This is a genomic window from Microbacterium sp. UNCCL10, from assembly GCF_000746195.1.
Taxonomy (GTDB): domain Bacteria; phylum Actinomycetota; class Actinomycetes; order Actinomycetales; family Microbacteriaceae; genus Microbacterium; species Microbacterium saccharophilum.
In genome coordinates this window covers 31,757-44,092 of the sequence record NZ_JQKT01000007.1, presented here as the reverse complement: position 1 = coordinate 44,092, position 12,336 = coordinate 31,757, and the positions used below count along the sequence as shown (strand labels likewise).

The window sequence follows — 12,336 nt, the reverse complement described above, 5'->3', positions numbered from 1 at the left end:
CCGCGGCCGCCGACAGCGGCTCTGCCGGGGACCGGCCGCACCTGACAGACTGGGGAAATGAGCACGACACCACCGTTCGAGAGCGTCTACCGGCACGGGTACGCGCGGGTCGCGGCCTGCACGATCCCCGTCGCCATCGCCGACCCGCAGGCGAACGCGGATGCCGTCCTCACCGCCGCGCGCGAATCCCATGACGACGGTGTCGCCGTCGCCGTGTTCCCGGAGCTGTGTCTCACCGGCTACTCGATCGAGGACCTCGTCATGCAGGATCCGGTGCTCGAGGCTGTCGAGGCGGCGCTGCTGCGCATCGCCCGGGAGTCCGAGGACCTGCGCACCCTGCTCATCGTCGGGGCGCCGCTGCGCCACGGCAACCGGCTCTACAACTGCGCCGTCGTCATCCACCGCGGCGAGGTGATCGGCATCGCACCGAAGTCGTACCTGCCCACCTACCGCGAGTTCTACGAGCACCGCTGGTACGCCGCCGGCGACGACCTGCGCGGCGAATGGTTCGACCGGGGCGAGCTGTCGGCCCCGTTCGGTCCCGACCTCATCTTCCAGGCCGTCGACCTGCCCGACCTCCGCGTGCACGCCGAGGTGTGCGAGGACTTCTGGGTGCCGGTGCCGCCGTCCTCCCGTGCCGCCCTGGCGGGCGCCACGGTGCTCGCGAACCTGTCCGGCAGCCCCATCACGATCGCCCGCGCCGAAGACCGCAAGACGCTGTGCCTGTCGCAGTCGATGCGCTGCCTGTCGGCGTACGTCTACGCCGCCGCAGGGCAGGGCGAGTCGACCAACGACGTGTCGTGGGACGGCCAGACGATGATCTACGAGATCGGGAACCTCCTGGCCGAGACCGAGCGCTTCCCCGACGGTCCGCGCCGCGCGGTGGCCGACATCGACCTCGACCGCATCCGCCAGGATCGCCTCCGCCAGGGCACGTTCGACGACAACCGCCGGTCGCTCGGCATCCGCACCGAGACGATCGACGCGGACTTCCGCACGGTGTCGTTCACGCTCGACCCGCCGACCGGCGACATCGGGCTGCGCCGCCCCGTCGACCGCTTCCCGTTCGTGCCCGACGACCCGGGACGCCTGGACCAGGACTGCTACGAGGCGTTCAACATCCAGGTGTCGGGCCTCGAGCAGCGGATGCGGGCCATCGGCTCCCCGAAGCCGGTCATCGGCGTCTCCGGCGGCCTGGACTCCACGCACGCGCTGCTCGTGGTGGCGCGCGCCATGGACCGGATGGGGCGGCCGCGCAGCGACATCCTCGCCTATACGATGCCGGGATTCGCGACGAGCGAGCACACGAAATCCAACGCCATCGCCCTCGCGGAGGCCATCGGCGCGACGATCTCGACGATCGACATCCGCCCGACGGCGACGCAGATCCTGGAAGGGATCGGCCACGCCTTCGCCGATGGGGAACCGGTCTACGACGTCACCTTCGAGAACGTGCAGGCCGGCGTCCGCACCGATTTCCTGTTCCGGCTCGCGAACCAGAACGGCGGTTTCGTCGTCGGCACCTCCGACCTGTCCGAGCTCGCGCTCGGCTGGGCGACCTACGGGGTCGGCGACCACATGAGCCACTACGCCGTCAACGCCGGCGTCCCCAAGACGCTCATCCAGCACGTCATCCGCTGGGTGATCGCGCACAGCTCCGACGAGGAGTCGGGGACGTCGCTCACGGATGCCGCGAAGGCGGTGCTGCAGTCGGTGCTCGACACCGAGATCAGCCCCGAGCTCGTGCCCGCCGGCGAGGACGGGAAGACGCAGTCGACCGAGGACACCGTCGGCCCGTACGCGCTGCACGACTTCACGCTGTTCCACGTGCTGCGCTACGGGCTGCGACCGTCGAAGATCGCGTTCCTCGCGGAGCACGCCTGGTCCGACGCGGATGCCGGAGCCTGGCCCCCGGGATTCCCCGCGGACGAGCACTACGCGTACGACCGCGCCGAGATCGTGCGGTGGCTGCAGGTGTTCCTGAAGCGCTACTTCGGGTTCGCCCAGTTCAAGCGCTCCGCGATCCCCAACGGACCCAAGGTCTCCGCCGCCGGGTCGCTGTCGCCGCGCGGCGACTGGCGCGCCCCATCGGACGGCAACGCGAACGCCTGGCTCGCCGAGCTGAAGGCGGCGCTGCCCGACCTCGTCGACTGAGCGTCAGGCGGTGGGCAGCAGACCGTAGGCCAGCGTGATGACCCATCCGTCCCGCGACGCATCGACGAGGCCGTACTTCATGGTCCGGTCGGGCAGCCAGCCGCGGTGCCGGCCGGCATCCAGACGCACGTGGTCGGGGGCGACCCGCACACCGCGACCGTCGGCCTCGAGGACGGCCTGCACGCACACCCAGTGGTGCAGGAGGTCGCTCATGTTGTTCTCGTCGAAGAGGTGGGAGTGCTTCTTCATCTGCCGCACGTCCGCGTCCTCGGGGTGCAGGTCGCGGATGTCGATGCCCAACGGCAGCCCGGGATCGCAGATCGCGACGACGGTCGCGGCGCGGTAGCTCGCCGTCACGATCGCGATCGGGAGTTCGGCCCCGTCGCGGGAGGCGATGAGCCGCGTGTGGTAGCCGAAGCCACGGGGCGCCTCGCGCTCGATCTTGATGTCGCTGGGCTCGCACCGCAGCCGGGTGGCGACGAGCTCCTTCGCGATGATGCGGCGGCGGTCGTGCACGGTGGTGCCCGGATCCCACCCGAGCCGCGCCGAGATGCCCTCGGGAGTGTCCAGAAGAACCGTCTGCAGAGTCATGTCTCTCCCTCGTCCGACCTTCCCCCATCTTGGCCCAACTGGGCCGCCGAGGGGGAGCCGCGCCGGCCGTGCGTAACCCCTGGGAGAATGGCGGAGTGAAACTGCTGGTCGCCGCCCTCGAGTCCGAACTGTCCGCATTCCCGCATACGCTCGACGGATTCGACCGCCTTGTCACCGGTCCCGGCAAGCTGCAGGCCACCCACGCGCTCACGCGCGCCCTCCATGCCGGCGCGTACGACGAGGTCCTCGTCGTCGGCACGGCGGGAGCGGTCGACCGCGAGACGACGGGTGTCCACGAGGTGACCGCCGCGATCCAGCACGACGTGTCGGACATCGACGGCATCGCCGGTCAGCACGTCTCGCTGCCGTCGCAGGTGACGACCGGCGCCGCCGGCGGCGCGATCATCGCGACGGGCGACCATTTCGTCGACGACGCGGCGACGGTCGCGGCGATCCGTGCCCTCGGAGGCACGCTCGTCGACATGGAGACCTACGCCTACATCTGGGTCGCCGGACAGTTCGGGGTGCGCATCCGGGTCCTCAAGGCGGTGTCGGACAACGCCCAGGACGACGCGATCACCGACTGGCGCGCCGCGGTCGCCGCGTGCAGCGTGCAATTGCGCGACCGCGTGCGCGAGCTCTACGGAGTCTGAGCCCGCCTGGCGCGGGACGACGTTCTGCGGCTCGTGGGCGTGTTCAGTCCTCGCTCCGGCGGAACAGCATCCGGATGACGAGGAAGACCACCACCGCCACGATCGCGACCATGCCGAGCTTGGCGATGAGCCACGCGAGCTTGAAGATCACGTCGACGAGGAACCAGGCGATGACGACGGCGACGATGACGCCGACGACCGTCCAGAGGCTGCTGCGGGTCATACCCCCAGCCTAGGAGAAGGGCGGAGCTCATCCGCCGCGGCGGGCGCGGGGGGCGCGGCTACGCACTCGCCCGCGCCGAAGTGCGGGTGCGGGGCCCCTCGACCCACCATTCGGCGCGGATCAATCTCCCGCGCGGGCGTCGCCGGCCGTAGCGCAGCACCGTCGTGCCGGCGCACCTCGCAGCATCCCCGGCCTCGCCCGCGCCGAAATGCGGGTCCGAAGGCCCTCCACCCACCATTCGGCGCGGATCAACGCGGTGTGACGGCACAACGCGGCGTGACGGCGCGGCGCGGCCTCGGCCACCCGCCCCAGGGCGGACCGCCCGCCGTGGCCCGCCGTGGCAGCCGCCGAGCGCCTGGCTATGGCGTCGGGTACGACCCCGGGACGGCGACGTCCTGACGGATGACGCTCGGGCCCTCCGGGGTCGCCGTGACGACGAGCTGCGCGGGGAGCTGCTCCTTCATGGCCTCGACGTGACTGATGACGCCGACGGTCCGGCCGCCCGCGCGCAGCTCGTCCAGCGTGCGCATCGCGAGGTCGAGGGTCTCGGGGTCGAGTGAGCCGAAGCCCTCGTCGACGAACAGGGTGTCGAGCCGAAGCCCGCCGGCGCGGTTCGTCACGACCTCGGCGAGGCCGAGCGCGAGGGCCAGGGATGCCAGGAAGGTCTCGCCTCCGGAGAGGGACTGCGGCGAGCGGCGGAGACCGGTGTGCGCGTCGAGCACCTCGATGCCGAGCCCCGACGCCGCGTTGCGGGCCTGTCGCGCGTCCGAGTGGTGCAGCGAGTACCGTCCCGCCGACATCTCGGCGAGGCGGAGGGTCGCCGCCGCGACGATCTCCTCGAGCTCGGCCGCGAGCACGAAGGTCTCGAGGTCCATCTTCATCGTGTTGGGCGCCCGGCCAGCGACGGTGTCGGCGAGGCGTGTGATGGCCGCGGTCTCGTCGGCGATCGCGGCGACGTCGGCGTAGGCGGCATCCGTCTGCACGAGGAGGTCGCGGAGCCGGTCGGCGGCGTTCTGCGCGTCCCGCTGGGCCGCGATCGCGGCGGCGCGCGCGATGTCGGCGGCCGCCGCCGCAGCCTCGGATGCCGCCAGGTCGGGCGGGTCGACGAGGTCGATGCTCTCGAGCTCGAGGGCGAGGAGGCGCGCGCGGGTCGCGGCCAGGGCCGCGGCGTGCGCCGAGAGCCGCCCGTCTACCGCCGCTCGCTCGGCGGGGTCGAGCAGCGCGTCAGCGGCCGCGACGGCCGAGTCGAACACGGAGTCGGCGAGGCCGGCGTCGCGGTCGGCCACGGCGGTCGCGAGGGCTCGTTCCTGCTCTGCGGCCCGCTCGCGGGCGGCGAGGCAGTCGCGCGCGAGGTCTCGGCGGCCGCGGGCCTCGGCCACGCGCGCGGCGACGGTGTCGTGGGTACCGCGGGCCGCGCGCACGTCGGCGCGGAGCGCGTCGGCGGTGGCTTGGAGCCCTGCGACGGCGGCCCGATCCTCCGCCAGCCGCGCGTCCAGCGCCGCGCGCTCCGCCCGCGCGGCAGCGTCGAGGTCGTCGAGCTCGGTCAGCTGGGCGTCGAGGAGCGCGACGCGGTGCTGCGCCTCCTCGGCCGCCCGCAGATCTGCCTGGGCGGCGGTGAGCTGCACGGCGAGCTCGTCGACGTCGCCGCCTCCGGCGCGGGCGTTCGCGTCGGCGAGGCGGTCGCGGGCAGCCCGGGCGGCGTCCCCCGCGGTGCGCGCGGCCTCCGCGGCAGCATCGCGCGCCGCTTCCGCTGTGGTGAGGTCGTCGTCGGTGACGGGCTCCGTGGCTGCCGCCGCTGGATGCGGGTGCTCGAGGGATCCGCAGACGCTGCACGGCTCGCCGTCCAGGAGCTGGGCGGCGAGCTCCCCCGCGTGGCCGGCCAGGCGGCGCTGCAGGAGGAGCGTGACGGCGTCCGCCGCGTTGCCGGACTCGGCGCTGCGGCGCGCGTACTCGAGGTCGGCGCGCGCGGCGGCCTCCGCGAGCCCGACTGCCTCCTGCGCCGCCGCGAGCCGCGCGTGCAGCGCGTCCCGGCGGTCCTGAAGATCGGTCAGGCGCGCGGCGACGGCCGCATCGGCCCGACGCTGGGCGGTCAGCCGGTCCCGCTCGGCCGGCACGAGCGCCCGCTGCTCGTCGAGCGTCGCGATCTCCTGCGCGCGCGACGCGACCTCCGCCTCCCGCGCTGCGAGGTCGGCCTCGACGCGGACGAGGTCACGCTCGGCCTCTTCGGCCGCACCCCAGAGGGCGAGGTCACCGGTGAGCGCCTCGAGCACGGCGTCGAGGTCATCGGCCACGTCGCCGCCGGCGGCGATCCAGTCCGCATCCGCCTGGGCGCGCGCGGCTGTCGCGACCGCCGCCGCCGCTTCGGCGCGGGTCGCCGCCGCGAGGGTCGCGCGCAGCGCCTCGGCCGCGAGCGCACGCTCGAGCCGCGCGCGCTCGTCGGCCATGCGCGGCACATCGTCCTCCAGTCGCGTGAGCTCCGCCCGCGCCGCGACGAGTTCGCCGAGGGTCTTCGCCCGGGCGACGAGCGCCGCGTGCGCGTCTGCGGCGGCCGCCGCGGCGGCATCCGTGCGCTCTCGCTCGGTCGTCTGCTGCTCGACCTGGTACTCCGCGCGCTGCAGGGCGAGGTCGGCGGCTTCCCGCCGGGCCGAGAGGTCGAGTCCGTCGGGCCGGTCGCCGCCGCCGCCGAGCCCTCGCTCGTCGATGAGCCGCTCGGCGAGATCGAGGAGCGTGCCTGCACGCTCCCCGGCGCCCTCCAGACGTCGCTGCGCCTGGCGTCGCCGTTCCTCGAGATCGTCCTTGTACTCCTCGAAGCGCCGCGTGCCGAAGAGGGTCCGCAGCAGCGTCTGCCGTTCGCTCGGAGAGGCCAGCAGGAAGCGGGAGAACCGGTTCTGGGCGAGCAGGATGACCTGCTGGAACTGCTGGGCGTTCAGCCCCAGGATGCCGTCGAGCAGCAGCGCGACATCGCGCGGCTTTGCGGCGCGTCCCACCCAGACGTCGTCCACGAGCTCCTCGAGCTCCGCGCGGGTCGGTTCCGTGGTCACGCCGCCGCCGCGCTTCGCGGGACGGTCGTACTCCGGGGCGCGGGCGACGCGCCACCGGGTGTCGCCGACCGTGAACTCGAGGCGCACCTCGGTGGGATCGCCGAGCGCGCAGTGGTCGCTGCGCAGCCGGCGCTCGCCGCCGTCGTACCGCGGCACGGATCCGTACAGCGCGAAGCTCACGCCGTCGAGGATGCTGGATTTGCCGGCGCCCGTGCGTCCGGAGATGAGGAAGACGCCGTCGCCGGAAAACGCGTCGAAGTCGACGGTCTGGGTCTCGCGGAACGGCCCGAACCCGGTGAGCTCGAGGCGGTGCAGCTTCACGCGAGCGCCTCCGCTTTGGTGCGCTCGTCGAGGACGTCCGCGAGCAGGTCGGCCTCCCGCTCGGAGGCGCCCTGCCCGTCGCGGACGTGCTGCAGGAACGCGTCGACGAGCTCCCGGTCGCTGCGCGCCGCGCGCACCCGGTCGACGTAGGTGCCGCCGACCCGCTCGCGGACCGCCGCGGGGGCGTGCACGACCTTGGCGCAGTGCGGGAACCGCGCCTGCAGCCGCCGCAGCGGCTCGCGCTGCGGGAGGTCGTCGGTGTACTCCACGGACACCCAATCGTCCTCGTGCGCGGCGAAGCGCGCGTCGGTGAGGATGTCCTCGAGCGGCGCCCGAAGGGTCGCGAGCCGGCGCGGGACGGGCAGTTCGAGCCAGGTGACGCCGGCGAGACCGGTCGCATCCAGCTCGACGAGCCAGCTGCCGCGGGGCTTGGAGCCCTCGCCGAAGCTGTAGTGCAGAGGTGCGCCGGAGTAGCGCGCATGCGGCGCGAGCTCCTGTCGCCCGTGGATGTGGCCGAGGGCCATGTAGTCGACGCCGTCGAAGCACGACCACGGCACGACGTCGAGCCCGCCCTGCTGGATGTCGCGCTCGAGCTGCGGCGTGGGCTCGACCTTCGCGGCGAAGCAGTGCGCGATCGCGACCGACCGGCCTTCGCCGCGCTGCGCGAGATCGGCGCGGACGAGCTCCATGGCATGACCGAGGACGTCGGCCTGCGAGCGGGCGGCGGGCCACAGGTGGCGCAGCAGCGCGGGCTCGAGGAAGGGGATGCCGTAGAAGTGCACCGGGCCGTCGGCATCCGTCACCGTGATCGGCGTGCCGATGGCGGCAGGATCGGTGAGGACGTGGATGCCGTCGCGCAGCAGCCCGGCCTGGAAGCCCAGCCGTGCGGCGGAGTCGTGGTTGCCGCTCGTGACGATGACCTGCGCACCGGTGTCGGCGAGCGCGCGCAGCGTGTCGGAGAGCAGGGTGTAGCAGGCGGCCGCGGGGGCGCCGGAGTCGAACACGTCGCCCGCGACGATGACGACGTCGACCTTCTCGTCACGCACCTGCTGTGTCAGCGCCTCGAGCACGCCGCGCAGCGCATCGAGCGTGGAGTGACCGTGGAAGGTCCGCCCGATGTGCCAGTCGGAGGTGTGCAGGATGCGCATGCCTCCACGCTACGAGCGAGCGCCGACATCCCCGGTGAAGCGGGCGGCGCTCCCCTGGATCAGGCGACGCGCGGGGCGTACCGTCCGGACTTCTCGGCCCGGGAGCGCGCCTTCGCGGCCTCCTCCTCGCGGTTCTTCGGCGGGGTCACGGCGACGAGGTCTTCGAGGAGGTGATGGGTCGCGTGCGCGATCTCGGCGACGGCACGGTCGAACGCGGCCTGGTTCGCCTTCGACGGCTTCGTCGTCCCGGCGATCTTGCGGACGTACTGTAGGGCGGCGGCGTGCACCTCGTCGCCGGTCGCGGCCGGCTCGAAGTTGTGCAGGGTGTGGATGTTGCGGCACATGCCCCCACGGTACGACGGCGTCCCGCGCGGCGACAGCCCCCGGATACGCTCGAGGGATGGGCGCGAGCGACGAGGGACCGAAGACGCCGCCCGACTCCGCGGCCGAGTTCGCCGCGGCGGCGGATGACCTCGTGGAGCGGCTCGCCGGCGTCCCCGAGGAGGACGGCGTCGTGTCACCCTTCACGGTGGACGGCGCCGAGCTGATCCTCGAGGAGCTCGGCGCGGGCCCGCGCGTGTTCCTCCTCCTGCACGGGATCGGGATGGGGCGTCGCGTCTTCGCCGACCTCGCCGCGCACCTCGCACCGCACGGCCGGGTCTGGATGATCGACCAGCCCGGCTACGGCGAGGCCCCGGAGCCGCCCCGGACCCCGACGATGGCGCGGACGGCGGACTTCGTCGCCGCGCTGCTGCGCGACCGCGGCGAGACGGATGCCGTCGTCATCGGCCACTCGATGGGCACGCAGGTGGCCGTCGAGCTCGCCGTCCGGCATCCGCAGCTCGTCGGCGCGCTGGTCCTCGCCGGCCCCACCGTGGATCCGCGCGCTCGGACGGCGCCGCGTCAGCTCCTGCGCCTGGCGCGGGACCTCCTCGTGGAGAGCCCGCGGGTCTTCCTCCTCGGCGGCCGGGAGTACCTCCGCGCCGGCCCGCACCTGCGCCGCAAGATGACCGCCATGCTCGTGCACCGTCCCGAGGAGGTGTATCCGCGCGTCGCCGCGCGGACCCTCGTGCTGCGCGGGGCCGAGGACTACGTCGCGCCGCAGGAGTGGTGCGTGGGCGTGGCGACGCTCATCCCGGATGCCGAACTGGCCGAGCTGGCCGACCACGGGCACGAGACGCTCATCCGCGACGCGCGACCCGCGGCCGACCGCATCCTGGCCTTCGTTTCGGAGTGACGGCCGCTCAGCCGGAGATCTCCCGCACGAGGGCGGCGATGCGCCCCTCGTCGAGCTGCAGGCCCGTGTCCGGGAGCCGGCTGCGCAGCAGTTTCTCCACCATCGCGGCATCCTGCCCCTGGCCGTCGGAACGCACCTGGGCGAGAAGACCGTCGAGCTTGTCGTCCCCGGACGCCGTGTGGGTGTCCATGGCGGGGGCGTCCTGCGTGCCCGCCGCCGAGGCATCCGGCGTTCCGGCGGGGGTGGAGGCGGCGTCGTCACGGTCGTCGTGCTCGTCGGCGATGGCACCGCCTACGCCGGCGTCGCTGGCCTGGGCTTTCGCGTCCGGCCCTCCGGCATCCGGGTAGTTGCCGCCCGGCTCGTCGAACTCGTTCGCCGTGCCGCTCATCGGTCGGCCTGCTCGTCGGTGACCATGTCGGGGTCGAGGCCCTGCTGGATCTCGGCGCTCTCGACGAACTGGTCGGAGATCTGCACGCCGTCGGGGGCGAGGATGCCCTCTCCGGCGGAGCCGCCTCCCTGCCGGTCGGCGTCGTTCGCCGCCTCGGAAGCGGCGAGCGAGGCGTCACCCGTCGCGGCGTCGCTCTGCTCCCTCGTCTCCTGGTCGGCGACGTCGCCGGATTCCCAGCCGCCGGCGGGGTTCCCGTCGATCATGCCCTCGGGGTTGTCTTGGTTCATGGCACGCTCCTTATCGGTCGTGCCCCCACCGTCGCCCACGGGCGGGCGGGCGGCCAGAGGGTTGACGCCCTCGGTGTTGTGCAGTAGCCGCGGAGTAGGCGCGGGTCAGCTCGCGCGGCGCGCGGCGAGGAGACCGGCGCGCTCGGGGTGCGCGGCGAACCAGTCGGCGACGTACCAGCACACGGGGCTGACGACCCGGTCGCCGCGCTGCTCGATGTCGGCGACGGCACGCTCGACGAGTTCGCCGGCGTACCCGTGGCCGCGGAAGGTGGGCACGGTGTAGGCCCGCGTCATGGCGACGGTGCGACCGTCGTCGCGGTAGTCCAGGACACTGACGAGGTCATCGCCCTTGTGGAGCGTGTACCGCGAGGCGTCGGGTTCGTTCGCGAACGTGAAGCTCATGGCTCCACGCTACGCCGCTTCTCCGACAGCGAGCTGAGCCACGCGTCGACCTCTCGCTGTCCGCGCAGCCGCACCACCGGGACACCGTCCGCGATCCGCTGCAGCATCCGCTCCCGCGTCACAGGGTGGTTCGTCCACGCCCAGCGGACGATGTTGCGCTCCGGCTCCCAGCGCACCCAATCGCGCACACGCTCCCGGTTTCCGTGCCACAGCTCCTCCTGCAGGATGCCGCGGCGCAGCGTTCTGCCGATGACCCGGCGCATAACGGTGCGGCGCGGATGGTCCAGCCAGACGTAGACGTCCGCGCCTCCAGGCGTCCCGGGGTCGAGCAGCCCCTGCAGCCGGGACGTCCAGTTGCCGTCCACGACCCAGCCGTCCGGATTCTCGGCAGCGAACGCGCGCACCTGCGCGTGCGCCTCTTCCAGGTCGCGGTACGTCCACTCGGCATCCCAGAACACGGCATCGAGTTCGAGGCGCGCGACGCCGAGGATCGTGGCGAGCTGGGCGGCCAGATGCGACTTGCCGGAGCCCGAGGTGCCGACGATGCGGACCCGGCGAAGGGGCGGTTCAGTCACGACTGAGCAATCTGTCACATTCCGTCACGTTGTGACGACGGCATCCGTGCGGTTTGACACATGTGGACACGCTTCGTCATAATCAAGCCTATGACTGACAACGCACGCACTCTGTCCGCCCTGGAGGCGAACGGAACTGCCGGCATCATGATGCCGCAGCGTGTTGTCATGTGTTGCCGAATGTGTCGCTGACACGGTGATCCCCGCCGGGCTGCCCCGCCGCTTCTGAACGCGGTGCGCCAGCCCCCGAGCCACCGGCTCCCTCCGCCCACGACGCGGAAGCCGGCTGCCTCGCACATCGGCCGATCTGCGGCCGACCGCGCAACACACTCGAACCCGTGACGGGCACCGCGCCCCGGGTTCCCTCCCCGAAGGACTTCGCCATGTCGAACACCGCACTCCTCACCCGCCCTACCCGTCACCTGCGCGCCGTCGAGGATGTCGCCCCTGCCAAGCCCGCCGCGCCCGCCCCGGCTGCGGCCCTGCCGGCCGGCACCGCGCCCCGTGGCTTCGCCCTGTACGTCGGCATCGACGAGGCCAAGGCGGCCGCCGACGGCGTCAGCCTCTCCGTGCTCGTCGAGGCGCTGCGCCGCACGATCGGCGAGCTCGCCCCGCACGCCGAGACGTACGCCACGGTCGCCCTCGCCCCGGCCGGCGCCGGCGGACGGGATGTGGACGTCGTGCGCCTCGCGCTGCACGAGCCGAGCGCCGTCGCCCGCACGAAGCAGGACGAGCCGGCCGACGACCACGTCCCCGGCGGCGTCACGATCGACATCTCGCGCCGCCGCGTGCACATCGACGGCGAGGCCGCACCGCTCACCTTCAAGGAGTTCGAGCTGCTGCAGTACCTCGTGCTCCGCGAGGGACGGACGATCGAGCGCACCGAGCTCGTGTCGTCGCTGTGGAGCCACGCCGGCGACGACGAGGCGCCCGGTGAGCGCACGATCGACGTGCACGTGCGGCGCCTGCGCTCCAAGCTCGGCCGGTACGAGGACATCGTGCGCACCGTGCGGGGCATCGGCTACCGCTTCGACCGGCACGCCGACGTCGTCATCCGCTACGGCCACGGCACGCCGTCCCCCGACCGCTTCTGAGCCACTCGCACCGTCGCCCCACGCCCACCCTCCTGGACTTCATCCGCGCTGAATGGCGGGTGCAGCCCTCATGCACCCGCATTTCGGCGCGGGCGAATCGGGCGGCGAGGATTCATCCGCGCCGAATGGCGGGTCACAGCGGCCCGCACCCGCATCTTGGCGCGGGTGAACCTCGGGGCGTGGCGTCGGCCCCGCGGCTGTCAGGAGCGCGACGTAGGGTGG

13 protein-coding genes are annotated in these 12,336 nt (G+C 73.0%); 4 read left to right on the top strand and 9 right to left on the bottom strand.

All coding sequences use genetic code 11. The features are described from left to right. Nucleotides 1–57: 57 nt before the first annotated feature. Nucleotides 58–2,154: an NAD(+) synthase gene (locus BR85_RS00370; protein ID WP_028496995.1), complete on the top strand. Its 2,097-nt coding sequence runs from the start codon at nt 58–60 to the stop codon at nt 2,152–2,154. A 3-nt stretch (nt 2,155–2,157) separates the two neighbouring features. Here BR85_RS00370 and BR85_RS00365 read toward each other — a convergent pair whose 3' ends face one another. Further along, on the bottom strand, nt 2,158–2,745 hold the full coding sequence (locus BR85_RS00365; RefSeq protein ID WP_028496996.1) for a hypothetical protein: 588 nt from the start codon (nt 2,743–2,745) through the stop codon (nt 2,158–2,160). A 95-nt stretch (nt 2,746–2,840) separates the two neighbouring features. On the opposite strand from BR85_RS00365, the gene BR85_RS00360 reads away from it, so the two are divergent. Next, the gene (locus BR85_RS00360) at nt 2,841–3,398 is read left to right on the top strand and encodes a phosphorylase family protein (RefSeq protein ID WP_028496997.1); all 558 of its coding nucleotides are present in this window, start codon (nt 2,841–2,843) and stop codon (nt 3,396–3,398) included. A gap of 43 nt (nt 3,399–3,441) precedes the next feature. Here the strand turns inward: BR85_RS00360 and BR85_RS00355 are convergent, their stop codons facing one another. The 4 genes from BR85_RS00355 to BR85_RS00340 form a co-directional block, all read right to left on the bottom strand. Beyond that, a complete protein-coding gene (locus BR85_RS00355; RefSeq protein ID WP_028496998.1) occupies nt 3,442–3,621 on the bottom strand; it encodes a hypothetical protein in 180 nt (59 codons plus the stop codon). Nucleotides 3,622–3,980: 359 nt separating this feature from the next. Beyond that, a complete protein-coding gene (locus BR85_RS00350; RefSeq protein ID WP_028496999.1) occupies nt 3,981–6,983 on the bottom strand; it encodes an AAA family ATPase in 3,003 nt (1,000 codons plus the stop codon). Next, nucleotides 6,980–8,131: an exonuclease SbcCD subunit D gene (locus BR85_RS00345; protein ID WP_028497000.1), complete on the bottom strand. Its 1,152-nt coding sequence runs from the start codon at nt 8,129–8,131 to the stop codon at nt 6,980–6,982. Before BR85_RS00345 ends, BR85_RS00350 begins: the two co-directional genes overlap by 4 nt. Before the next feature lie 59 nt (nt 8,132–8,190). Continuing rightward, nucleotides 8,191–8,475, bottom strand: coding sequence for a DUF2277 domain-containing protein (locus BR85_RS00340; protein WP_028497001.1), 285 nt, complete (start codon nt 8,473–8,475; stop codon nt 8,191–8,193). Between the two features lie 56 nt (nt 8,476–8,531). Here BR85_RS00340 and BR85_RS00335 point away from each other — a divergent pair, with 56 nt between their 5' ends. Beyond that, nucleotides 8,532–9,368: an alpha/beta fold hydrolase gene (locus BR85_RS00335; RefSeq protein ID WP_051526377.1), complete on the top strand. Its 837-nt coding sequence runs from the start codon at nt 8,532–8,534 to the stop codon at nt 9,366–9,368. 7 nt (nt 9,369–9,375) lie between these two features. On the opposite strand, the gene BR85_RS14785 is transcribed toward BR85_RS00335, so the two are convergent. The 4 genes from BR85_RS14785 to BR85_RS00315 all read right to left on the bottom strand — a co-directional run bounded on the left by BR85_RS14785 (nt 9,376) and on the right by BR85_RS00315 (nt 11,020). After that, nucleotides 9,376–9,756, bottom strand: coding sequence for a hypothetical protein (locus BR85_RS14785; RefSeq protein ID WP_051526378.1), 381 nt, complete (start codon nt 9,754–9,756; stop codon nt 9,376–9,378). Further along, nucleotides 9,753–10,043 (bottom strand): hypothetical protein, encoded by a 291-nt coding sequence (locus tag BR85_RS00325; RefSeq protein ID WP_028497002.1) that lies wholly within the window; start codon nt 10,041–10,043, stop codon nt 9,753–9,755. Before BR85_RS00325 ends, BR85_RS14785 begins: the two co-directional genes overlap by 4 nt. 105 nt (nt 10,044–10,148) lie before the next feature. Then, complete coding sequence (locus tag BR85_RS00320; RefSeq protein ID WP_028497003.1) at nt 10,149–10,445, bottom strand: GNAT family N-acetyltransferase; 297 nt, start codon at nt 10,443–10,445, stop codon at nt 10,149–10,151. Further along, complete coding sequence (locus tag BR85_RS00315) at nt 10,442–11,020, bottom strand: P-loop NTPase family protein (RefSeq protein WP_028497004.1); 579 nt, start codon at nt 11,018–11,020, stop codon at nt 10,442–10,444. The genes BR85_RS00320 and BR85_RS00315 overlap by 4 nt, the downstream gene beginning before the upstream one ends. 383 nt (nt 11,021–11,403) lie before the next feature. On the opposite strand from BR85_RS00315, the gene BR85_RS00310 reads away from it, so the two are divergent. Next, a complete protein-coding gene (locus tag BR85_RS00310) occupies nt 11,404–12,114 on the top strand; it encodes a winged helix-turn-helix domain-containing protein (protein ID WP_028497005.1) in 711 nt (236 codons plus the stop codon). Nucleotides 12,115–12,336: the final 222 nt, after the last annotated feature.